At 67.0% G+C, this 22,030-nt stretch carries 19 protein-coding genes and 1 other RNA gene; 9 read left to right on the forward strand and 11 right to left on the reverse strand.

Going from position 1 to position 22,030, the window contains the following annotated elements; genetic code table 11:
• Positions 1-13 precede the first annotated feature (13 nt).
• The 8 genes from FHY18_RS08240 to FHY18_RS08275 all read left to right on the forward strand — a co-directional run bounded on the left by FHY18_RS08240 (position 14) and on the right by FHY18_RS08275 (position 7,319).
• A complete protein-coding gene (locus tag FHY18_RS08240) occupies positions 14-1,024 on the forward strand; it encodes an FAD-dependent oxidoreductase (protein ID WP_259153361.1) in 1,011 nt (336 codons plus the stop codon).
• Positions 999-2,594, forward strand: a complete 1,596-nt coding sequence (locus FHY18_RS08245; protein ID WP_259153362.1) for a cryptochrome/photolyase family protein — start codon at positions 999-1,001, stop codon at positions 2,592-2,594. Before FHY18_RS08240 ends, FHY18_RS08245 begins: the two co-directional genes overlap by 26 nt.
• Positions 2,595-2,653: 59 nt before the next feature.
• A non-coding RNA gene (locus FHY18_RS08250) (sX9 sRNA) lies at positions 2,654-2,730 on the forward strand.
• Between the two features lie 357 nt (positions 2,731-3,087).
• Entirely contained in the window at positions 3,088-4,089 is a 1,002-nt protein-coding gene (gene nagZ / locus FHY18_RS08255) for a beta-N-acetylhexosaminidase (protein ID WP_259153363.1), read from the forward strand.
• Positions 4,089-4,643 carry a hypoxanthine-guanine phosphoribosyltransferase gene (locus tag FHY18_RS08260; RefSeq protein WP_005991984.1) on the forward strand — a complete coding sequence of 185 codons (555 nt, stop codon included), beginning with the start codon at positions 4,089-4,091 and terminating at the stop codon, positions 4,641-4,643. The genes nagZ and FHY18_RS08260 overlap by 1 nt, the downstream gene beginning before the upstream one ends.
• A gap of 222 nt (positions 4,644-4,865) precedes the next feature.
• The gene (locus FHY18_RS08265; RefSeq protein ID WP_104611515.1) at positions 4,866-5,618 is read left to right on the forward strand and encodes an S-methyl-5'-thioinosine phosphorylase; all 753 of its coding nucleotides are present in this window, start codon (positions 4,866-4,868) and stop codon (positions 5,616-5,618) included.
• 87 nt (positions 5,619-5,705) lie between these two features.
• The gene (locus FHY18_RS08270) at positions 5,706-5,912 is read left to right on the forward strand and encodes a cold-shock protein (protein ID WP_003488188.1); all 207 of its coding nucleotides are present in this window, start codon (positions 5,706-5,708) and stop codon (positions 5,910-5,912) included.
• Between the two features lie 96 nt (positions 5,913-6,008).
• Entirely contained in the window at positions 6,009-7,319 is a 1,311-nt protein-coding gene (locus tag FHY18_RS08275) for an NAD(P)/FAD-dependent oxidoreductase (protein ID WP_259153411.1), read from the forward strand.
• Between the two features lie 286 nt (positions 7,320-7,605).
• Here FHY18_RS08275 and pdeM read toward each other — a convergent pair whose 3' ends face one another.
• From pdeM to FHY18_RS08330, 11 genes are all read right to left on the reverse strand, one after another.
• Entirely contained in the window at positions 7,606-8,250 is a 645-nt protein-coding gene (gene pdeM, locus FHY18_RS08280; RefSeq protein ID WP_259153412.1) for a ligase-associated DNA damage response endonuclease PdeM, read from the reverse strand.
• Positions 8,240-10,741: a ligase-associated DNA damage response DEXH box helicase gene (locus FHY18_RS08285; RefSeq protein ID WP_259153413.1), complete on the reverse strand. Its 2,502-nt coding sequence runs from the start codon at positions 10,739-10,741 to the stop codon at positions 8,240-8,242. The genes pdeM and FHY18_RS08285 overlap by 11 nt, the downstream gene beginning before the upstream one ends.
• Complete coding sequence (locus FHY18_RS08290; RefSeq protein WP_259153414.1) at positions 10,738-12,342, reverse strand: ATP-dependent DNA ligase; 1,605 nt, start codon at positions 12,340-12,342, stop codon at positions 10,738-10,740. Before FHY18_RS08290 ends, FHY18_RS08285 begins: the two co-directional genes overlap by 4 nt.
• A complete protein-coding gene (locus FHY18_RS08295) occupies positions 12,339-12,572 on the reverse strand; it encodes a hypothetical protein (RefSeq protein ID WP_259153415.1) in 234 nt (77 codons plus the stop codon). The genes FHY18_RS08290 and FHY18_RS08295 overlap by 4 nt, the downstream gene beginning before the upstream one ends.
• Positions 12,569-13,585 (reverse strand): ligase-associated DNA damage response exonuclease, encoded by a 1,017-nt coding sequence (locus FHY18_RS08300; protein ID WP_259153416.1) that lies wholly within the window; start codon positions 13,583-13,585, stop codon positions 12,569-12,571. The genes FHY18_RS08295 and FHY18_RS08300 overlap by 4 nt, the downstream gene beginning before the upstream one ends.
• Before the next feature lie 251 nt (positions 13,586-13,836).
• Positions 13,837-14,202 carry a hypothetical protein gene (locus FHY18_RS08305; RefSeq protein ID WP_104611419.1) on the reverse strand — a complete coding sequence of 122 codons (366 nt, stop codon included), beginning with the start codon at positions 14,200-14,202 and terminating at the stop codon, positions 13,837-13,839.
• Positions 14,199-14,759 (reverse strand): polymer-forming cytoskeletal protein, encoded by a 561-nt coding sequence (locus tag FHY18_RS08310; protein ID WP_259153418.1) that lies wholly within the window; start codon positions 14,757-14,759, stop codon positions 14,199-14,201. The genes FHY18_RS08305 and FHY18_RS08310 overlap by 4 nt, the downstream gene beginning before the upstream one ends.
• Positions 14,760-14,856: 97 nt before the next feature.
• Complete coding sequence (locus tag FHY18_RS08315; protein ID WP_259153419.1) at positions 14,857-16,578, reverse strand: diguanylate cyclase; 1,722 nt, start codon at positions 16,576-16,578, stop codon at positions 14,857-14,859.
• A gap of 242 nt (positions 16,579-16,820) precedes the next feature.
• Positions 16,821-17,147: a hypothetical protein gene (locus FHY18_RS08320; RefSeq protein ID WP_104614060.1), complete on the reverse strand. Its 327-nt coding sequence runs from the start codon at positions 17,145-17,147 to the stop codon at positions 16,821-16,823.
• A gap of 225 nt (positions 17,148-17,372) precedes the next feature.
• Positions 17,373-17,714, reverse strand: a complete 342-nt coding sequence (locus tag FHY18_RS08325; protein ID WP_039528386.1) for a hypothetical protein — start codon at positions 17,712-17,714, stop codon at positions 17,373-17,375.
• 123 nt (positions 17,715-17,837) lie between these two features.
• Positions 17,838-19,013 carry a thiolase family protein gene (locus tag FHY18_RS08330; RefSeq protein ID WP_259153420.1) on the reverse strand — a complete coding sequence of 392 codons (1,176 nt, stop codon included), beginning with the start codon at positions 19,011-19,013 and terminating at the stop codon, positions 17,838-17,840.
• Between the two features lie 158 nt (positions 19,014-19,171).
• Between FHY18_RS08330 and FHY18_RS08335 the strand changes: the two genes are divergently transcribed.
• On the forward strand, positions 19,172-22,012 hold the full coding sequence (locus FHY18_RS08335; protein ID WP_259153421.1) for an autotransporter serine protease: 2,841 nt from the start codon (positions 19,172-19,174) through the stop codon (positions 22,010-22,012).
• Positions 22,013-22,030 lie beyond the last annotated feature (18 nt).

Here is a 22,030-nt window from a genome sequence, read left to right on the forward strand (position 1 = left end):
AACAGCTGAAGAGATGACACCGGCTGCCCGCCCGAAGACGGTTGCGGTGATCGGCGCCGGGTTGGCCGGGCTTGCCTGCGCGCAACGGCTGCAGGCGCAGGAGTTTACCGTGACGCTGTTCGAGCAGGGCGATGCGCCCGGAGGACGCATGCGCAGTTGCGCAGGCGATGGCTGGCAGTGCGACCACGGCGCGCAGTATTTCACCGCACGCGATCCGGCGTTTGCGGCGGTGGGGGACAAGTGGATTGCGAGCGGCGTCGCAGCGGCCTGGCCTGCACGCGTCGCCAGTTGGGATGGCACCGACTTTCGCGCTTCGCAGAGCGAGTTGACGCGTTTGGTCGGTGTGCCGGACATGGCCGAACCGGCGCGTGCGCTTGCGGCGGAACTTGATGTTCGATTGCTGACCGCTGTGCGATCGCTGCAGCGCGACGGTGACACATGGCAGCTGGCAGTGTCGGGAGACGAGACGACACGCGCTTTCGACACCGTGTTGCTGGCAGTGCCTGCGCCAGTTGCAGCTGCATTACTGGCCAACAGCGCGCCCACGCTCGCGACGATTGCCGCTGGCGCGAAGATGCGGCCGGCCTGGGCGGTGGTGCTGCATTTCGACACGCCGGTGGATCCCGGTTACGACGCCTTGTTCGTCAACGTCGGGCCATTGCGCTGGGTGGCGCGCAACTCCAGCAAGCCTGGACGTCAGGGCGCCGAAACCTGGCTGCTGCATACCACCGCCGATTGGAGCCAAGCGCATCTTGATGCACAACCCGAAGCGGTGATCGCCAGTGTGCTGCCAACGTTGCCTGTGCTCGGTTTGCCATTGCCGCAGTCCTGCGACGCCTATCGCTGGACTGCGGCCAGCACCGATCCGCCCTCGCAGATCGGCTGTGCGTGGGATCGGCGATTGAGCATCGGTCTGTGCGGCGACTGGTTGGCCGGCGGCAAGGTCGAAGGTGCCTGGCAAAGTGGTGTGGCATTGGCGGAGCGTGTGCGCGCCAGCGATGCCGCGCGTAGCGGCCACGAGTGACGCTGTGGCAGGCGCAGCCGACCTCACCCCACAGGCATCCGCACACACCTTGCGCCTGATCCTGGGCGATCAGCTCAATCCGCAGCACAGCTGGTTTGCCGCGCACGACCCGGGCGTGGTCTACGTGCTGATGGAGGTGCGCGAGGAAACCGATTACGTGCTGCATCACGCGCAGAAGATCCTGGCGATCTTTGCGGCAATGCGCGCGTTTGCCGCGCGCTTGCGGCATGACGGGCACCGCGTGCGCTATGTCGCGATCGATGCCCCCAGTAATCGGCAATCCATCCCGGCCAATCTCCAGGCCTTGATGGCGCATTACCGTGCACAGCATCTGCAGTATCAGGCGCCGGACGAGTGGCGGCTGGATGAAGCGCTGCGGCACTGGAGCGCGGGCTGCGCGTTCGCCACGCGCATGGTCGATAGCGAGCATTTTCTGACCGAACGCGATGAGGTGGAAGGGTGTTTCCGCGCCGCAACGCAGTGGCGCATGGAGGTCTTCTATCGACGCATGCGCACGCGCCATCGCATCCTGCTCGATGCCTCCGGCCAACCGGAAGGGGGGCGCTGGAATTTCGATCGCGACAATCGCGCGCCGTGGCCGGGCGATCCGCCGGCACCGCAGGAGTGGCGCGCCGCGCACGACCATGGCGCGTTGTGGCGCAGCATCGAAGCCGCCGGCGTACGCAGTTTTGGTGCGCCGAATGCGCAGGCGCTGCCATGGCCGCTGGACCGCGACGAAGCCTTGCGGCATCTGGATGCCTTCATCGCCACTGCGTTGCCGGATTTCGGCCGCTATGAAGATGCGATGAGTACGCAAAGTCCGCGGCTGTTTCATTCGCTGCTGTCGTTCGCGCTCAACGTCAAGATGCTGCACCCGGCCGAAGTGATCGCGCGTGCAGAGGCGGCGTGGCGGCAGGGGCATGCACCGCTGGCATCGGTGGAAGGCTTTATCCGCCAGATCCTGGGCTGGCGCGAGTACGTGCGCGGCGTGTACTGGTCGCAGATGCCAGGCTATGCGCAGTCCAATCGGCTGGATCAGCATGCGCCGCTGCCGCACTGGTTCTGGGACGGGCAGGTCGGCATGCGTTGCCTGGCCGATGCCGTCGGCAATTCGCTGGCCGACGCGCATGCGCACCACATCCAGCGGCTGATGGTGATCGGCAATTTCGCGTTGCTGGCGGGGCTGGACCCGCAGGCGCTGCATCGCTGGTATCTGGGTGTCTATATCGATGCGTTCGAGTGGGTGGAGTTGCCCAACACGGTGGGCATGAGTCAATTCGCCGACGGTGGCCTGCTCGGCAGCAAACCGTATATCAGCGGTGCGGCCTATATCGATCGCATGAGCGATTACTGCAGCGGCTGCAGCTATCAGCGCAAGGCGCGCGTCGGTGCGCGGGCCTGTCCCTACAACGCGCTGTACTGGGATTTCCTGGCGCGGCAGCGCCCGCTGCTGGGCACGAACGAGCGCCTGGCGATGCCGTATCGGCAGCTCGACGGCATGGCGCCGCAGGTGCTGGAGGGCATCCAGACCCAGGCCGCGCACTGGCGGGCGAATCTGGAACGTCTTTAGAGCAGCTGACAAAGGAGCGTGCTCTCCGCCAGGCGGGCGCGGCCGGTGCTCGGTGCGGCATGGGCCACGCGTACACGCCGGTTCTGAGCGCGCCGTCCACACCCACCTGACGACCGCGCGCGACGTTTTGTCAGCCGCTCTTGGAGTCGGCGCATGTTGAACCCGTCTGCCCTGGGTGCGGAAGGCGGCCGCCTGTGCCCCCGAAGACCGCCACGTGGAGGCGACCAGGCCAGCGCAGCCACAGTGGCTGCCGGGTCTGCCGGCTACCGGATATGCGGTGCGAACGAATGTCGCCAGCCAGTCAGCGCAGCAACCTGGCCACGCAGGCAATCACGCGGGCGGCGGCTGCGCGCGGCACCGCAACGCCTGGTCGCAAGGCATTTCGGCGGAGAGACGTCAGCCCTTGCCTGAATGCGCAATCTGACGCTGCAACGCGCATCTGCGACAATGCCGCGCTGCGCCCTCGTGGCGCCTGGCCCGGGAGTCCCCCAACATGCTTCTGATCGGCGTTGCCGGTACCGAACTCAGCACACAGGAACGCGATTGGCTGCAGCACGATGCCGTCGCCGGTGTGGTGCTGTTCAAGCGCAACTTCGCCTCGCGCACCCAGGTGGCCGAGTTGTCGGCCTCCATCCGCGCAGCCGCGCCGCGCCCGGTGTTGCTGTGCGTGGACCAGGAAGGCGGCCGCGTGCAGCGGTTCCGCGAAGGCTTCAGCGCGCTGGCGCCGTTGCAAAGCTTCGGTACGCAGTATCTGCAGGATCCGCAAGGCGCGCTCGCCGCGGCCGGCGCGCACGCGCAGCTGATGGCCAATGAAGTGCGCGCCAGCGGCGTGGACCTGAGTTTTGCGCCGGTGGTGGATCTGGGCCGCGGCAACCGCGCCATCGGCGATCGCGCCTTCAGCGACGACCCGCAGATCGTGGCCACCTTCACCCGCGCCTATGTGCAGGCGCTGCACGGCGCCGGCATGGCCGCCACGCTCAAGCATTTCCCCGGCCACGGCACGGTGCTTGAAGACACCCATGTGGACCATGCCAGCGACCCGCGGTCGCTGGAGCAACTGCAGGCCGAAGATCTGCTGCCGTTCGTGGCCGGCATCGAGGCCGGCGCCGATGCGGTGATGATGGCGCACGTGGTCTACCCGCAGGTCGCGCCGGAACCGGCCGGTTACTCGCAGCGCTGGATCGAACAGATCCTGCGCGGACAGCTGGGTTTCCGCGGCGTGGTGTTTTCCGACGACATCGGGATGGCGGCTTCGTTCAGCGCCGGGGGCGTGGCGGGCCGGGTGCACGCGCACCTGGATGCCGGTTGCGACGTCGTGCTGGTCTGCCATCCTGAACTGGTCGACGAATCGCTGCAGGCGGTGCAAAACCGCAGCCTCAACACTGCAGCGCTGATCGGCCTGATCGGTCGCGGCGCGCTCGGCTGGGACGGCCTGCTTGCCGGTACCGACGCCTCTTTCAACACTCCTTCCGCCCCTTTCGGATCAATTGCCTGATGTCCACGCTCACCATTTCCCAGGCCCTGGCCCAAGCCGATCTGCTGGTCGACCGCCCGGCCATCGATGCTGCCGTCGCCACCATTGCCGATGCCATCGCGCGCGACTATGCCGGCGAAGTGCCGGTCTATCTCACCATCATGCACGGCGCGCTGCCGTTCTCCGGCCAGTTGGCGCTGGAGTTGGGCGCGCGTGGGCAGGACCTGCAGTTCGATTACCTGCACGCCACCCGCTATCGCGGCGAAACCGTCGGCGGCGAGCTGGTGTGGAAGCACCGCCCGGCCACCGCGCTGTTCGGCCGCCGGGTGATCCTGGTCGACGACATCCTCGATGAAGGCTATACGCTGCAGGGCGTGCGCCAGTGGTGCCTGGAGCAGGGCGCCACCGACGTGCGCGTGGCGGTGTTGACCGTCAAGCGCCACGACCGCTGCGTGCCGGGCGTGACCGCCGATTACGTGGGCGTGGAAGTGGCCGACCGCTACGTGTTCGGATTCGGCATGGACGTCAACGAACAGCTGCGCGGCATTCCTGCCATCTACGCGATGAAGCAATAAGACGCGCGCTGCGACCCTCAACGCGGTGGCGTAGCCGCCAGGTGAACCTGGCAGCTGCGCAAGGTGGGTTTGCACCGGGGCAATGCGCTGCCTCGGCGGCCAAACCCGGCGACAGATCGCCCGTCCTATGTTGCTGGTCGCTTCCAATCACCGGTCCGCCATCGCGCGGGCACTCCTGCGCGCTTGCGCGCTTCCACGTCCGTTATGTTGCAGAGGTCGGTTGTGTCTTCCCATTCCATCGCATTGGCCGTGATCGGCGGCACTGGTGTCTACAAGCTCGCGCAGCTCGATGACGTGCAGACCCACGAGCTGGAGACGCCCTATGGCGCGCCATCCGGACCGATCCGCGTCGGCATGTTGCTCGGCCATCGGGTCGCATTCCTGGCGCGGCATGGCGAAGGCCATTCGCTGCCGCCGCACAAGGTCAATTACCGCGCAAACATCGCTGCATTGCAGCAAATCGGCGCCTCGCGCGTGCTTGCACTCAACACCGTCGGCGGCATCACCGAACAGTTCGGCCCACGCGTGCTGGCGTGTCCCGATCAGCTGATCGACTACACCTGGGGGCGCGTGTCCACCTTCTGCGAAGAGCCGGGCAGCGAGGTGCAGCACGTGGATTTCGGGCATCCGTATTCGCCGATGTTTCGCAGCAAGGTCATCGCTGCGGCCAAGGTGACAGGCGTCACGATGGTGGCTGGCGGTTGCTACGGTGCGACGCAAGGGCCGCGTCTGGAAACGATTGCAGAGATCGCCCGCATGCGTCGCGACGGCTGCGACCTGGTCGGCATGACCGGCATGCCAGAAGCCGGGCTGGCGCGCGAAAAAGGCCTGGAATATGCGTGTTTGGCGATCGTGGCGAACTGGGCGGCCGGGTGCGGCGACGCGCAGGAAATCACCATGGCCGAGGTGCTGGCCAACGTGGATGCCGCCTCGTCCGGGTTGCCCGAACTGATCGGCGAACTTGCACGCGGGTGATTGTCATTGGGGAATAAGCTTTGCATACTCGGCGCGTACGCACCGCCGTACACCACCCATTAATTATTGCAAAGGTCTCGCATCACCATGCCGAACGGTACCGTCAAGTGGTTCAACGACGCCAAGGGATTTGGCTTCATCTCACCGGAGGACGGCAGCGCCGATGTCTTCGCGCACTTCTCCGCGATCAACTCCAAGGGCTTCCGCAGCCTGCAGGAAGGCCAGCGCGTCAGTTATGACGTGACCCAGGGCCCCAAGGGTGCCCAGGCTTCGAACATCACGCCGGTCGAGTAAACCGACTCGATTGTGCGGTTGAAGAACCCCGCCACGGCGGGGTTTTTTTTACACCGGCCCATGCGGTGCCGGTGCCGGCGAACCAGAGCAGGGACGATGCAACAAGCATTACGGATTGCGGTAGTGGGGTATGGAACGGCGGGGCAGGCACTGGCGGTCCTGCTGGGTGCCGATGGCCACCGACTGGACGTGTTCGAGCGCGCCGAAAGGCCCGGGCCGGTCGGTGCCGGTTTCCTGCTGCAGCCCAGCGGCCTGCAGGTGTTGTGGAAGATGGGCTTGTTGCCGCAGGCACTGGTGCATGGCGCGCCGGTTCGCCGCCTGTACGGCGAGACGCCCTGCGGGCGCGCGGTGATGGACATGCAATACCGCGATCTGGATGCCCGTCTGATGGGGGTGGGCATGCAGCGCGGTGCGTTGTTCTCGCTGTTGTGCGATGCCTGGCCCGAGTACGCGCAGCTGCATACCGATACCCGGATCACCGCCATCGACCACGAGGGCAGGCGTGTGCAGGACCAGCGTGGGCAATGGCATGGTCCTTACGATCTGATCATCGCCGCCGATGGCTCGGCTTCCACGCTACGCGCGCAGGTGCAGGGAACCCGGCTGGATCGGGTATATCCATGGGGCGCGCTGTGGTGTCTGTTGCCGCGCGAGGACTGGCCGTTCGTCGACGAGCTGCGCCAGCGCTATATCGGTGCGCGCAAGATGATCGGGCTGTTGCCGGTCGGCACGCGGCCTGGCGACGATACCCCGCGGCTGAGTTTTTTCTGGAGCCTGCCGTGCAGCGATTTCGCAGCCTGGGAGCAACGCGGCATCGGCGCATGGCGCGCGGAGGTGGCGCAGATGTGGCCGGACGCGCATCTGCGCCTGGACAGCGTACAGATGCACACCGCGCTGGCACGCGCCAGCTATCGCGACGCGGTGATGACGCGCTGGCATCGTGGCCGTTTCGTGCTGGCCGGCGACGCCGCACATGCGATGAGCCCGCAGCTGGGTCAGGGCGTCAACATGGCGTTGCTGGATGCGTTGGCCATGCGCGACGCATTGCGCGCGGGCGAAGATATCGATGACGCCTTGCAGCGCTATCAGCGCGAACGCCAGGCGCATGTGGCGATCTATCACCGCTGGAGCCGCTGGCTCACGCCGCTGTTTCAATCCGAGCGCGACCTGTGGGCGCGCGGGCGCGATCTGTTGCTGCAGCCGATGGGACGCGTACCGGGCGGTCGTGGCCACATGTTGCGCGTGCTCAGCGGCACCCAGCACGGCTGGTTCGGCAAGTTGGCACTGGCCCCCGAGTTCGTGGACGCGCTGTCGCAACCATTGCCCCAAGCGCTGCCACGGCCACAGGGCGTTGCCACCGCAGCTGACCAGACGCATGTGCCCACCGCGCGTGGCGAGTCGTCGTAAGGCGCACGGATCGCCGGGCTTCGGTAGCAATGCATCGACCGCAGCGCTCGGCGACGGTTCGCCGCGCTGTGTGCGTGGCTCCATCTGGCGTAGTGGCAACGCGACGTCGCCTGCGTGTACGCGGTTTGCCAGCGGCAACTACAAAGATGGGCGCGCAGACGTCGGATAGGGATGGCGCACCCGGAATCGGAATGTACGAGTAGGCGTGCGCGAGGAAGGCATGCCGCACCGGGCGCCGGGCGCGCCTGCCTGGCGGCGAGCGCAGTCGTTGCCAGCGACGCAGCGGCTAACGTACTGGCAAGGCCACCGCATCGCCTTCCACGCAGGCCACCAGGCGCTCGCCCTCGCGCAGTGTCGGCACCACGCCCGCGGTGAAATGCGAGAACGCCGGCAAAATGGTGACGCGTTCGCGCAACCAGAATGCCGGCCAGCGTCGCGACAGGCCCGGCAGTGCCGCCAGCGGGTGCAGATGCCCGCACAGCACGTGGCCGGTGGGATGCGGCAACGGCTCGTGGCGCAGCACGAACGGCCCGTCTTCGACCTGCTCGCCGGCCGCTTCGATCTGCAGCTCCGCACCGGCCACCGCGCGGTCGTGGTTGCCGCGGATGGCAATCACGCGCAGATCGCGATGCTGCTCGCGCCATGCACTCCAGCGGCGATGCCAGGCCGCGCGCGGGGCAGGGCCATGCAACAGGTCGCCGAGTATCCACAATGCCTCGACCTGGCGCTGCGCAAGCAACGCATCCAGGCGTTCGAGATCGTGCGCAGTGCCGCCGGCCGGCAGTCCGATACCGGCGCGTCGGAACACATCGGCCTTGCCCAGATGCAGATCGGCGATCAACAAGACGCGCTGTGCCGGTCGATACAATGCACGTTCGCCGAGCAGTTCGACGGTTTCGCCGGCCAGCTGCAGGTGCACGCTATCGCCCATGCCTGCGCTCCAGTTGCTCGGCGGCGCGCAACACGCGCGCCTTCCAGTCCTCGGTACTCAATTGGCCCCGCATGCGTTCGGCCCACAGCGGGAACGACAAAGGGGTGAGGCTGCGTGGCGTGCACAGACGCAGTTCGCGGCGTGCGCAGTCCTCCAATGCATGCGCCAGGCGCGCCAGTTCGAGCTGGCCTTCAAAGACTTCGCGTTCGGCCTGCGCCAGCAGCAAATGCTCCGGATCGAAGCGCTGCAAGACGTCGTAGAGCAAGCCGCTGGACGCCTGCAACTGGCGCAGGCTACGCGGCGCACGGCCGGGCAGCGACGGCGACAGCAGCCCGGCCACGCGCGCGATCTCGCGGAACTGCCGGCGCGCCAGCTCGCCCAGGTTGAGACTGTCGCGCAGATCGTCGAACAACCCGGTCGGCGACAGCAAGGCGTGCAGCACGTCCGGATCGATCTCCACCTCCTGTGCGGGCGAGAGTACAAAGCCGTAGTCGTTGGCAGCGAAGCTGAAGGTATTGCGCTGACGTCGGCCCCAACGCGCGGCCAACAGCGCCGCCAACCCTTCGTTGACCTGCCGCCCGGCGAAGGGATACACGAACACGTGCCGGCCATCGCGCGCCTTGATGCTTTCCACCAATAGATGATCCGGACCGGGCAGCGACGAGAGCGATGCCTGCAAGTGCAGCAGCGGCGCCAGCGCCTGCATTTCAGGCGCATCGCCTGGCGTGGCGAAGACCGCTTCCACTTCGCGTCCCAATGCCGACGACAACGGCATGCGCCCGCCCATCCACTTGGGCACCACGCCGCTGCCGCCCTTGGCCACGCGCACATAGGCGGTCATGTCTTCCAGGCGCACCAGTTCCAGTAATCGTCCGGCGAACTGAAAGCGATCGCCACGCCGCAGGCGGCCGACGAACTGCTCTTCGACCGCACCCAGTCGGCCGCCCCGCAGGAACTGCACGCGCACGCTGCCATCGCTGGTGATGGTGCCGATGGACAAGCGGTGGCGTAGCGCGACGCGGCGGTCGGTGACGCGATACAGGCCGTCTTCGTCGCGCACCACCTTGTGGAAATCCGGGTAATGCGCCAAGGCGCTGCCGCCTTGCACGATGAAGTCGAGCACCGCGTTCCAGGTGGGGGCGTCCAGCGCAGCGAAGGCATCGGTGCCGCGCACCTGCGCGAACAAGGCATCGGCATCGAAGCCGCCGCCCAGGGCGAGGGTGACGCAGTGCTGGGCCAGGACATCCAGCGACAGCCGCGGTGGCGGCCGCGCTTCGATATGGCCATTGGCAATGGCACGACGTGCCGCGGCGTACTCGACCAGTTCCAGGGCATGCGAGGGTACGCACACCACATGCCCGGATTCGCCAGGGCGGTGCCGCGCGCGGCCGGCGCGTTGCAACAGGCGCGCGATGCCCTTGGGGCTGCCGACCTGCAGCACCTGATCCACCGCCGGGAAATCCACGCCCAGATCCAGGCTGGAGGTGGCAACCACACAACGCAGGCTGCCGTCGCGCAGCCCCTGTTCGGCGGCCGCGCGCAGGCTGGGGTCCAGCGAGCCATGATGCAGCGCAAGCGTGGCCAGATCGTCCGGCCACACCGCGCTCAATGCCTGGTGCCATAGTTCGGCCTGCGCGCGCGTGTTGGTGAACACCAGGCTGGTGCGCTGCTGCATGATCTTCTGCAGCACCCGCGCCAGCTGCGCCAGACCCAGGTGGCCGGCCCACGGAAAGCGCTCGCCGCTGTCGGGCAACAGCGTCTCCAGCGTCATGGCGCGCGGTCTGACGCCCGACACCAGTGCCGCATCGGGCAGATGCGGCAGCAGGACATCGCGTGCCTGCGACAGGTTGCCCAGCGTGGCCGACAGGCCCCAGATGCGCAGCGCGGGCGCCCAGCCGCGCAGGCGCGCCAGGCACAGCTGCAGCAGCACGCCGCGCTTGTTGCCCAGCAGCTCGTGCCATTCGTCGACGATCACGCAACGCAGCGCGGACAGCTGCGGCGCGGTGTCGGAGTAGGACAGCAACAAGGCCAGCGACTCGGGCGTGGTCACCAGCACATCGAGCTTGCCGCTGCGTGCCAGCCGCTTGTCGCGCGCGCTGGCATCGCCGGTGCGCAACCCCACCTGCCAGTCCAGTCCCAGTGCGTCTACCGGTTCGCGCAGTGCGCGTGCGGTGTCGGCGGCCAGCGCGCGCAAGGGCGTGATCCACAGCACCTGCAAGCTGCGTTGCTGCTGTCGGCGCGCTGCGGCGGCAGGTTTGGCCGAAGTGATCGGCAGCGCGCGGCCACGCGCGGCCAGTGCCTCCAGCAATGGGCCGCCGAAGGCCGCCAGCGTCTTGCCGCTACCGGTTGGCGTGTGCAGCAACCCGGATTCGCCAGCGAGATAGCGCTTCCACACATCACGTTGAAACGGCAACGGCGTCCAGCCGCGCTGCGCGAACCAGTCGCGCCATTGCTGCAATGGCGTGCCGCGCGCCTGCTGCGCCGCCGTCACCGCGCCAGTGCCTGCAGGCTGCTCAGGTGATCGGCCTCGGCAAACGGTTTGTCGTGCCGCCAGCGCAGGATGCGCGGAAACCGCACCGCAATGCCGGACTTGTGCCGCGCACTGCGGTTGACCGCTTCAAAGCCCAGCTCGAACACATGGTGCGGGTTGACCGCGCGCACCGGACCGAAACGTTCGGTGGTGTTGGCGCGGATCCAGCGGTCCAGCTGCAGGATTTGTGCATCGTCCAGGCCCGAGTACGCCTTGGCGACCGGCACCAGCTGCCCTTCGTGCCACAGCCCGAAGGTGTAGTCGGTATACAGCGTGCTGCGGCGGCCATGGCCGGCCTGCGCGTACAGCAGCACCGCGTCGATGGTGAGCGGGTCGATCTTCCATTTCCACCAGTCGCCACGTCGGCGGCCGGCCTGATAGACCGAGTTGGCGCGCTTGAGCATCAGCCCTTCCACGCCGCGTTCGCGCGCCTGCACGCGCAGCTGCGCGGCGGCATGCCAATCGCCGACCTGCACCAGGGGCGAGGCGACGATGCGCGGATCGTCGAGCGCGCTGAGCACGTGCTCCAGCAGTGCGCGCCGCGCGTGCAAGGGGCGCTCGCGCAGGTCAGCGCCATCCAGTTCGAGCAGGTCGTAGGCCACCACGCGCGCGGGCGCGGCCGCCAATGTCTTGGGGCCGGGCTTGAGCCGCTGGATGCGCGTCTGCAAGGCGGTGAACGGCATCGGCAGGGGGTGCCCGGGTTGCCAGGCCAGCAGCTCGCCGTCGATGACGGTGCCATCGGGCAACTGCATGGCAGCGTGTTCGATTTCCGGGAAACGGCCATCCAGGCGTTCTTCGCCGCGCGACCACAATGCCGCTTCGCCGGCGCGCCGAAGCAGTTGCAGGCGAATGCCGTCCCATTTCCATTCCAGCAGCCAGTCGTCGATGGCGCCCAGCGTGTCGACCTCGGCTTCGAGCGGCGAGGCGAGAAAGAACGGATAGGGCTGCTGGCGGTCGCCCGGCAGTTCTTCGTGTGTCAGCAGATCGGCAAGATAGGTCGGGTGCGGCCGCCAACTGCCGAGCATGCGCTGGGCGATGCGTGCGATATCCACGCCCGACAGTTCGGCCAGTGCCTGTTGCACCAGCCGCTGCGAAACGCCTACGCGCAAGGCGCCGGTCAGCAGTTTGTTGAACACCAGGCGCTCGTCGAAGGCCAGGCTGCGCCAGGCCTGCACGATGCACGCCTTGCGCACCGCAACGTCCTGGTTGGCGATCGGCAGCAGCCGCTGTTCGATCCATTCCGCCAGTGGCAGATCGGCCGCTTCGGTGATGGGGTCGTCCAGCAACAACGCCAGCGTTTCGGCCAGATCGCCGACATGGTCGTAGCTGTCGGCGACCAGCCAATCGGCAATGCCGGCGGTATCGGTGATCCACTCGCGCAGCTCACCGCTGCTGGCGATGCGCATGCGCGGGCCGGCGACCTTGCCGCCGGCCAGCAGATACAGCGCCCAGGCCGCGTCCAACGCGGGCGCCTGGCGAAAATACGCCACCAGCGCAGCACGCTTGTCGAGCGTCCCGGTGCTGCGGTCGAGCGTGCGGTACAGCGCGGCGAAACGCTTCACTGCAGCGCCTGGGGTGTCGTGTCGTCAGCTGCCGCGCGCAGCTCCAGCGCACGCCGGGTAAATGCGGCCAACGTGCGTGGACGGCGCTGCGGACGTGGCGGCCCGATGGCTGCAGCCGGTGCGCCACGATGCACGCGAAACGCCAGTGCGTGCCGGCCAAACGCCAGCGCGCCGCTCAAGCGCGCACGCGCACGGGCGCGGGCATAACGGCAGGCGGGAAGCGGGTTCATTCTTCGGCTCCAAAATCGGTGCGGAACGCTTCGGCCGCAACGCCGCGCTCGCGCAGGTGCTGGATCAAGGCATCGGTATTGCCGTGGGTCGCGATCACCCGGCGCGCGCCAGTGTCTTCGATGGTGCGCAGCAGATCCGGCCAGTCGGCATGATCGGACACCACGAAGCCGCGGTCGTAATTGCGTCGGCGCCGATTGCCGCGAATACGCATCCAGCCCGAGGCGAATCCCTGTTGCGCATGCCGGAAGCGGCGGATCCAGGGACTGCCCGCAGCCGAAGGCGGTGCCAGCACCAACTGGCCGGCATAGTCGGCGCCGCGCGCATGTTCGCTGACCGGCTGGGTGTCCAGCATCGCGATGCCGGCCTGACGGTACACCTCCACCCCTGCAGCAATCGCGCCGTGCAACAGTGCGGGCTGGGTATCCCAGGCGCGCAGTTCCGCCAGCACACGCTGCGCCTTGCCCAAGGCGTAGCAATACAGGATGGCCGCCTCGCCGCGTTCGGCGCATTCGCGCCGCCAGGCGACGATATCGGCCGCCACCTCCGCCGTCTCCGGCCAGCGATACACCGGCAGGCCAAAGGTCGCTTCGGTGATGAAGGTGTCGCACGGCACCACCTCGAACGGAGCGCAGGTGGGGTCGTGCTGGCGCTTGTAATCGCCGGAGGCCACCCAGACCTCGCCATCCACCTCGATGCGCACCTGGGCCGAGCCCAGCACATGCCCGGCCGGATGCAGCGACACGCGCGCGCGTCCCAACGTGAACGCTTCGCCATCGGCATGGGGGTGATAGACCTGCTCGCCGAGCCGCCATTGCAGGATCGGCAGGCTCTCGCGCGTGCAGTGGTATTGACCCATGCCGCCACGCGCGTGATCGCCATGCCCATGCGTAATCACCGCACGCGCCACCGGCCGCCAGGGGTCGATATGGAAGTCGCCCTGCGGGCAATACAGCCCCTCGGGGCCGAGCACCACCAGATCGCCGCGTGTGTTCGTGTCGTTGCCATTGCGCATGCCCGCAACTCTGGCCAAGCCGGTGTGCAGATCCTGAGAATGGGAATGGCGCGCATCGGCGCGACCAGGCGACTGCGGCCATAGTCACGAGTGCGGGACCGAGAACCTGCTTGTATCGGCGCCAAGAGCGCGTCAGTACGCGGGTTTGCGGTGGGCGCTATGGTGCTCGGCGTCACTCGTGTGGCGCATGCGAACCCCGTGCCGCCACTGCGCCAGTGTGATGCCACAGCTGCGAGGTCGCGCTCACCGCGCTAATGCCGCGTTCGTCGCCCCGGCGAGCGCACCGCGCTCGCTTCCACCGCCAGTGTGAATCCGCGTTCTTCGCCGCCATGCATCGCGCCCACGTCGACCACGTGGCGGCGGATCTCCTCGCCCTTGCCGTTACGCACCACCACCACCACCGTGTATTCCCACGGATCGCCATCGGCGGGGTGACGGATCGTGCCGTCGACCTTCAACGGCACGATCGGCGCCGGCTGCGCGTGTTGCGCAGCCGCCGAATCGAAGCGCAGATGGTGCTTGCAGGCAGGGCAGATGATGGCGCTTTCCAGGATCGTCGCCTTGCAATGCGGACAGCTGCGCGTGGCTCCGGGCGTGCCCGGGCGGGGTGCACTCATGTGGCGTCGTTGTCGCCGACGATGGCCGCCTTGCCGGCGCTTGCCGGCTTGCCGGTGTCATCGCCCCAGCCGAAGTCGGCCTGGCCGCGCATGCGCGCGCCCGAGGCCACGGTGAGGCTGCCGGCCTTGACGTCGCCGACCAGCACGCCGGAGGTCTGCAGCTCCACCTGCGCGGCCGATTCGATATTGCCCTCCAGCTCGCCGGCGATGATGACCTTGTTGGCGCGCACGCCGCCATTGAGCTTGGCGCCGCGTTCGATGGTCAGGTCGCCCTTGACGTTGACGTCGCCCTTGAAGCGGCCAGCCAGACGCACGTGGCCGGCGCCCTCGATCTTGCCTTCGATGCTGATGTCGGCGGCGATCAGCGATTCCTTGGCCTCGCCCTGGCGCTGCGGCACTGCGGCGGTTGGCGCGACGCTGGGCGTGGCGGTGGCGGCCGGCACCGGCGGGGCAGGGCTGGCATCGGCATTGAACAGCCGCCCATCGGCGGCAGTAGCCTCCGGCGTTGCGGGAACGCCGTCTTTCTTGTTGGGACCTTGATCGCGCCACATCGACATCGGATTGCCTCGCTTCGGGGATCAAGGCCGACTATCGCTGCGTCAATCGATCTTTTGTGTGACAGAGCGCGCAATCCGCGATCGACAAGCTGCCTGCTCAGGCCCCGCTGTCGGTCGCGCGCGGCGCGCCGTCGCCATGGCGCTCGACCCGGTTACGCCCGCGATGCTTGGCTGCATACAGCGCTGCGTCGGCTTTCTGGATCAGGCTCGCACCGAGTTCGCCATCGGCCGGAAAGCTGGCCACGCCGATCGAGGCGGTCACCCGCGGCAATGCGCGCTGGCCATCGCTGACCGCCAGCGCCGCGATGTGGCCGCGGATCTGCTCGGCCACCCGCATGGCTTCCTCGCCATCGGCCTCGGGCAGGATCACGGTGAATTCTTCGCCGCCATAGCGGCACGCCACGTCCTCGGCGCGCAACCGGGTCAGCAACAGCTCGCCGACCGCCGCCAGCAGCAGGTCGCCACCGGCATGCCCCTGGCTGTCGTTGAACTGCTTGAAGTGGTCCACATCCAGCATCAGCACCGACAACGGCAGGCCGCGACGCGCGCAACGCGCCAGCTCGTGGCTCAACGATTCTTCCAGATAGCGGCGGTTGTACAGCCCGGTCAGCGCGTCGCGGATCGACTGGCGGCGCAGCGACTCGCGCAGGCGCAGATTGCTCAACGCCAACGACAATTGCTCGGCCGCCGCCTCGGCGATTTCCAGGCGCTGCATCGGCCCCGGACCAGGCGAGGACAGAAACAGGAAACCGAGCTGTGTGCCCTGCGCCGACATCGGCAGGCATGCGGTGGTGATCGGTGTCGGGTGCTCCGGTGGGTCGATATGCGCGCACAGCGCATCCCGCGCGAGGTCTTCGATGATGTGCGGCTGGCCGCGGCGCAACGCCCAGCATTCCTCCGGCAACAGATGCGGCGCGCTCTCCACCAGCGGTTCGCCCCAGTGGCTGATCGCTTCGGCGCGATCCTGCGAGGCGCGCAGCAGGTACACGCTTCCGGCAACGCCCGGCAGCAGGCTGGCCAGGGTCCGGCTGGTCACCACCAATGCCTCTTCGGCACTGATGCAGCTTTGCAGCAGGCCGGTGTAGCGGCTGAGCAGATTGAGATCGGCGGTACTGCGCTGCAATGCGCCGACGCTGTCGCCCAGTTCTCGATTGGCGTTTGCGGCACGGCGTTCGGCCTGCGCACGATGTCGCAGTTCGCGCATCAGCAGCGCATAGACACCCCCGACCACCAGCAGCCCGAACGGAATGCCGGCCAGGGCCAGCGTCAGCAACAAGGCCGCGCTTTGCCGGCTGCTTTCCGCGCGCTCGGCGAGCAGTTCCTGCTCACGTTGCACCATCGTCAGCGCCTGCTCGCGGATGGCGCTGGTGGTGCGGAACGCGCTCTGCCGGATGCTGGCACGTGCCGGTTCCAGGCCGCCTTGCGCGTAGACGTCCAGCACATGCTGAATCTGCCGCAGCCGCGTCTCCACCATGGTCTGCAGTTGATCCAGATGCCGCTCTTGTGCGGGGTTGTCGATAATCAACGTGCGCAGATTGCCGAGCAGGATCGGCAGGCGTTCCACGCTGCTGTGGTAGTCCAGCAAATAGGCCTCGTTGCCGGTGAGCAGGAAGCCACGTTGTGCCGACTCGGCGTCCAGCAAGCGTGCTTGGATCTCGTCGACCCGCCCGATCACTTCATGGGTATGCGAGACCAGCGCGGCATCGGCCAGCGAGCGGCGCGCACCGACGAAGATGCCGATGCCGATGGCGATGAAGATCAGGGCAGAGAACACCAGCGCCAGCTGGTTGCGACGCCGCGATGTAAAAGAGTTGGGCATGCCGAATGCTAGCCTGCCAGGCTCGACAACACGAGATCCATCTCGACGCAAGACGTGTGCACGCGCACGAAATTGTGGGTGCGTAGATGCAGCGCCATGAGCGGTTCAGTGCAGCTGGCAGGCAATGCAGGCTGCCGTTGGCTGGCGGGATGTTGCTCTGGAACGCAAGCGGATGACCGGGGCCAGTTCATGCGATGGACCGCGCTCACCCGCCGGTGAGCGCAGCGGCTTTGTCGTCGCCGTTAGTGCTGCGGGTGCTCGGCATCGTGCTTGTCGGCGTTCTGCTCTGCCTTGTTGGCCATCTCGCGGGTCTTGTCGGCGGTGGCGTCGGCAGCGTTGGCGGTCGCGCGGCTGGCGTCGGCTGCCATCTCGCGCGCGGCCACGCGCGCATCGGCGGTGGCGGCCTTGGCCTGTACTGCAGCGCGGTCGGCAGCCTGTTCGGTGGCAGCGGCAGCGTGCTTGGCGGCGGACGCGGCGTCGCGACGGGCCTGCTCGGCATCAGGGCCCTGGCAGGCGGCGAGGGTGAGGGCGGCGATGGCGCTCAAGGACAGCATGCGGATCGTCTTCATAAGTGGTCCTGTTCCTGTTCCGGTGTTGGAGAGCGGAGCTTATTCAGGAGCCGATGCAGCCTGTGTCAAGGGGCGGCCACCAGCGTGCGGCACAAGCACGGGGCTTGATCGCGTCGGCGCGGCGCATCATCGTGGCCGGCAGGTCGCTCGACTCGAATCGCAGGCAAAGAAAAAGCCGCTGGAAACCAGCGGCTTTTTCCGAACTCGCTTGGAGCTAAGAAGTGATTACTTCTTGGCTTCTTCGGCGGTGTCCTTAGCAGCTTCGGCGGTGTTTTCAGCCGTCTTGGCAGCGTCGGCAGCCTGGTCGGCAGCAGCGTCGGTCGCGGCGCCGGAAGCAGCCTGGGCAGCGTCAGCAGCGGTGTCGGCCGAAGCAGCGGCGGTGTTGGCAGCAGCCTGAGCGGCGTCAGCCGACTGCGAGCCCGAGGCAGCAGCCTGGTCAGCAGCGGTCTGCGCGTCAGCAGCGGCTTCGTTAGCCGAAGCAGCAGCGTCCTGAGCCTGTTCCGGCTTCGAGCAAGCGGTCAGGGCCAGGCCCAGAGCCATTGCGATCAGCAGCTTGTTGATGGTCATTGTTTCAATCCTCGTCGATTAGATTAGGCAACGCGCTATTGCGCGCCCCCGACATGATGACGGCCCGAAGACTAGTGTCAAGCGCGCGCGCATTCAGCTTTGCAAATTCGCTGTTAATGGCAATCAAATCAATTCGATAGCGATGGCGGTCGCTTCGCCGCCGCCGATGCATAGCGTCGCGATTCCGCGCTTGCCGCCGCGCATGCGCAACGCATTCACCAATGTCACCACCAGGCGCGCGCCGGATGCGCCGATCGGATGACCCAGTGCGCAGGCGCCGCCGTGCACGTTGACCTTCTCGTGCGCGATGCCCAGTTCCTTGATCGGCGTCATCGCCACCACGGCAAAGGCTTCGTTGATTTCAAACAGGTCCACCTGGTCCAGCTGCCAGCCGATCTTGCCGAGCAAAGACTGGATCGCCGCCACCGGTGCGGTGGTGAACCATTCCGGCGCCTGCGAGTGGGTAACGTGGCCGGCGATGCGCGCCAGCGGCGTCACGCCACGGCGCTGCGCATCGTCAGCGCTCATCAGCACCGTGATTGCCGCACCGTCGGAAATGCTCGACGAGCTGGCCGCCGTGACAGTGCCGTCCTTCTTGAAGGCCGGCTTCAGGGTCGGGATCTTGGCGATATCGGATTTGCCGGGTTGTTCGTCGCTGTCGACGACCACTTCGCCCTTGCGCGTGGCGACCTTGACCGGGACGATTTCATCGGCGAACGCACCGCTGCGTTGCGCGGCCTGCGCACGCTCCACCGAGGCGATCGCGAAGGCATCCTGATCGGTGCGGCTGAACCCGAATTTTTCTGCGGTGGCTTCGCCGAACACGCCCATCGCCTGCCCATCGTAGGGATTGGTCAAGCCGTCCCACGCCATGTGATCCACCGCCTGGAAATTGCCGTAGCGGTTGCCGGTGCGCGAGTTGGGCAGCAGGTGCGGGGCATTGCTCATCGACTCCATGCCGCCGGCCACCACGATGCTGGCAGAACCGGCCTTGATCAGGTCGTGTCCGAACATGATCGCCTTCATGCCCGAGCCGCACACCTTGTTGATGGTGGTGGCGCCAGTGGACGTGGGGATGCCTGCGGCAATGGCGGCCTGGCGCGCCGGTGCCTGGCCAAGATTGGCTGGCAGCACGCAGCCGACAATGACCTCGGACACGTCGGCCGGTGCGATTCCCGATTGCGCCAGCGCGCCTTCGATGGCGGCAGCAGCGAGCGTCGGTGCGGGCACACCGTTGAATTGACCGAGAAACGAGCCGATGGCAGTGCGTTTGGCAGCAACGATGACGATGTCGGACATGAGCAGATACCGTTTAAAGTGAAACGATTATCTGCCTCATGGTCGATTCGCGCCAGCAAGCTGAAGTGCGTCTGCAGGCGCGCCTCGATGCCGTATATGATTCGGTTCGGGCCCGGGATGGGGCCCAATCCATGGAATGGGTTCGGGGAGAACACCAAATGAAGAAGAAAGACGTCGCCAGGACTGTCCTGGCCTCGGCGTTGGCTGTGGCGTTGACTGCGTGTGGCGGCGGTGGTGGCGGAGGCGGTATTCGCCCGACCACGCCGAGCGCACCGCCACCGACCTCGCCACCTCCGCCGCCGCCTACCTCACCGCCGCCGCCTCCACCGCCGGTCACTGCACCGACGCCGGAACCGGCAATCGACGCGCATCTGGCATTGACCAATGCACGTGCCGCGCAGGCACTTGGCTTTAATGGCGCGGGCTATCGCATCGGCGTCATCGACAGCGGCATCAACGCCAATCATCCTGCCTTGCAGGGCCGGGTGAGCGACAGCTTTATCTATGTCGACCCGCGTACCAACAATGTTGCGGTGGGCGATGTAGTCGGGCATGGCACGGTTGTCGCCGAGCTGGCGGCCGGGCGTGCGGTGGGGCAGTGGCCGGGCGGCATTGCGCCGGGTGCGGGCCTGGTGTCGGCGCGCATCATCAGCGACCGCGCGCCGGTGGACGATGGCAGTGGCCAGGGCAATGAAGTCGACGGCCCGCTCGGTCTGGGTCCGGTGCATGCCGACCTGATCGGCGCAGGCGTGCGCATCATGAATAACTCATGGGGCGGCCTGTACTGGAACGACCCGACGGTGACCAATCAGATCGCGCAGGAATACCGCTCCTTCATCATCGGCAACGATGGCCTGGTGGTGTTCGCCTCGGGCAACGAGTCGCGCGCGCAGCCGTCCGATACTGCCGCGTTGCCGAGTCAGCCCGGACCGAACGGAACGCTTCCGGCCGCCGACCTGGAGCGTGGCTGGCTGGTGGTCGGCGCGCTGGACACCGCCAATCCCACGCAGCTGGCGTCGTACTCCAATGCCTGCGGCGTGGCGATGCGTTATTGCCTGGTGGCACCGGGCACGTCGCTGTTCATCGACCCCGATGCAACCGCCAGCAACATCCGTTACTTCTACGGCAGCGGCACCTCGTTTGCGGCGCCCCTGGTATCGGGTGCAGCGGCACTGGTGTGGCAGGCGTTTCCGTATTTCAACAACGATCTGGTACGTCAGACGCTGTTGGGCACGGCCACCGATCTGGGCGCGGCCGGCGTCGATCCGACGTTCGGCTACGGCCTGCTCAACGTTGGCAAGGCGGTGCTGGGGCCGGCGCGGTTCGATTGGGGGACGGTAGATGTCACGGTCAACACCTTGCGGTCGACCTGGGCCAACGACATCAGCGGCGGCGGTGGCCTGATCAAGCGCGGCACCGGCACGCTGGTGTTGGGCAGCGACGCCAATACCTTCACCGGCGACACCCAGGTACTTGGGGGAACCTTACAGACGGCCAGTCTGCAAAGCGCGCGGGTTGGCATTGCCAATGGCGCGAGCCTGGTCGCAGCCGGCAGGATCGGCGGTCGTGTCGACAATGCCGGCACCTTGCAGGTCAACAGCGCGCTGCTCTCGGTCAACGGCAATTACAGCCAGGCCAGCAACGGACGCTTGGCGCTGACTGTGGGCGACCGCATGAACGTCGCCGGCACCGCAACCATTGCAGGCGACCTGCAATTGCTCGGGCGGCGCAATTACGTCGTCGACAACGTCACCTATCCGGTGCTGCAGGCGACCAATGGCTTGCAGGGAACCTTCGCCTCGCTCAGCAACGGGCCGGCAGTGACCTTCCTCAACGCTACCATGAGCTACGACGCCAACACCGCGTACGTGTCGCTGCAGCGCATGGATGTCACCGCCGTCGCCGCTTCGCTTGGCGCGGTCGGCACGGCATCGATGGATTCGGCAATCCGCGTCGAACAGGCGTTCCAGAAGGTCGATGCGCAGCAGCTGCAGGGCAACGGCGGCATCAGCAGCGGTTTCATTCGTGCCGCGGCGGCATTGCAGCAATCACCCGATGCCAAGACCGCTGCGGATTCGCTGCGCAGCCTGTCCGGACGCGCGCATGCTGCGTCGGCAGCGATGAGCTTCGACACCATCGATCTGGGCCGGCGCGCGTTGTCTGCGCATTTCGATGGCCTGTCGCAACAGCCGCGCATGCTGGGCACCTGGCAGCGTGCGCTGGGCGGGCCGGGCGAGGGCGGGGTGACCACCGCAGGATTCGCTACCTCCGGCTGGATGATGGGCAACGATCTGCGCCTGGCGTCTGGCGCAGTCACCGGTTTCGCTTTCGGCGAAACCCGTTCCAGCAGCCTGGGCGATCTGGACGGCGCACGTGGCCGCGATCGGCAGGTGCAGGCGCAACTTTACTGGGGCACGACGCTGGGCTCGGCGTACACGCTGGGCCAGCTGGGCTTCGGTAACGTCAACCGGCAGATCGAGCGCAACCTGCAACTGGGCGAAGACCGCAGCAGCGCCTTCAGCGATTACAGCGGCAGCTATCTCAGCGGCAACCTGGAGACCGGGTATCGCTGGGGCCATGCGGCTGCGTCGCTGACGCCGTACATGGGCCTGGATTACGTGCGCCTGCGTAGCGAAGGTTTCCGCGAAAGCGGTGGCGATGGCTTCGGCCTGCGTGCCGATGCAAGCACGTCTTCGCGCACGCAGGTGCTGGCGGGTGTGCGTTCGGCGTATCGCTGGCGCGGCCTGCAACTGGGCGGTTATGCCGAATGGCAGCAGGCGTTGAGCAGCCAGGGGTTGATGCTGGATGCCAGCTTCACCGGTGTTGAAGCATGGGCACCGATGAGCGGCATGCAGCCGGCGCGCTCGGGCGGCGTGTTCGGCATTGCGGCCTCGGCGCCGTTGGGCCAGCAGAGCCAGCTGCGTTTCGGCTACGACCAACGCGTCGGTGAGCGCGGCGACGACCGCGCGTTGAGCCTGAAGTACAGCGCCGATTTCTGATCGGTGTGGGTGATGCCC

It is taken from the genome of Xanthomonas sp. 3793, from assembly GCF_024806835.1.
Lineage (GTDB): Bacteria > Pseudomonadota > Gammaproteobacteria > Xanthomonadales > Xanthomonadaceae > Xanthomonas > Xanthomonas arboricola_F.

Excerpts from the sequence above, each read along its gene's own strand:
- nagZ (WP_259153363.1), top strand. The coding sequence starts at position 3,088 with ATGCTTCTGATCGGCGTTGCCGGTACCGAACTCAGCACACAGGAACGC.
- FHY18_RS08315 (WP_259153419.1), bottom strand. The coding sequence starts at position 16,578 with ATGCCCAACTCTTTTACATCGCGGCGTCGCAACCAGCTGGCGCTGGTG.
- FHY18_RS08320 (WP_104614060.1), bottom strand. The coding sequence starts at position 17,147 with ATGAAGACGATCCGCATGCTGTCCTTGAGCGCCATCGCCGCCCTCACC.
- pdeM (WP_259153412.1), bottom strand. The coding sequence starts at position 8,250 with ATGGGCGATAGCGTGCACCTGCAGCTGGCCGGCGAAACCGTCGAACTG.
- FHY18_RS08295 (WP_259153415.1), bottom strand. The coding sequence starts at position 12,572 with ATGAACCCGCTTCCCGCCTGCCGTTATGCCCGCGCCCGTGCGCGTGCG.
- FHY18_RS08260 (WP_005991984.1), top strand. The coding sequence starts at position 4,089 with ATGTCCACGCTCACCATTTCCCAGGCCCTGGCCCAAGCCGATCTGCTG.
- FHY18_RS08240 (WP_259153361.1), top strand. The coding sequence starts at position 14 with ATGACACCGGCTGCCCGCCCGAAGACGGTTGCGGTGATCGGCGCCGGG.
- FHY18_RS08325 (WP_039528386.1), bottom strand. The coding sequence starts at position 17,714 with ATGACCATCAACAAGCTGCTGATCGCAATGGCTCTGGGCCTGGCCCTG.
- FHY18_RS08275 (WP_259153411.1), top strand. The coding sequence starts at position 6,009 with ATGCAACAAGCATTACGGATTGCGGTAGTGGGGTATGGAACGGCGGGG.
- FHY18_RS08310 (WP_259153418.1), bottom strand. The coding sequence starts at position 14,759 with ATGTCGATGTGGCGCGATCAAGGTCCCAACAAGAAAGACGGCGTTCCC.
- FHY18_RS08300 (WP_259153416.1), bottom strand. The coding sequence starts at position 13,585 with ATGCGCAATGGCAACGACACGAACACACGCGGCGATCTGGTGGTGCTC.
- FHY18_RS08330 (WP_259153420.1), bottom strand. The coding sequence starts at position 19,013 with ATGTCCGACATCGTCATCGTTGCTGCCAAACGCACTGCCATCGGCTCG.
- FHY18_RS08245 (WP_259153362.1), top strand. The coding sequence starts at position 999 with ATGCCGCGCGTAGCGGCCACGAGTGACGCTGTGGCAGGCGCAGCCGAC.
- FHY18_RS08335 (WP_259153421.1), top strand. The coding sequence starts at position 19,172 with ATGAAGAAGAAAGACGTCGCCAGGACTGTCCTGGCCTCGGCGTTGGCT.
- FHY18_RS08270 (WP_003488188.1), top strand. The coding sequence starts at position 5,706 with ATGCCGAACGGTACCGTCAAGTGGTTCAACGACGCCAAGGGATTTGGC.
- FHY18_RS08305 (WP_104611419.1), bottom strand. The coding sequence starts at position 14,202 with ATGAGTGCACCCCGCCCGGGCACGCCCGGAGCCACGCGCAGCTGTCCG.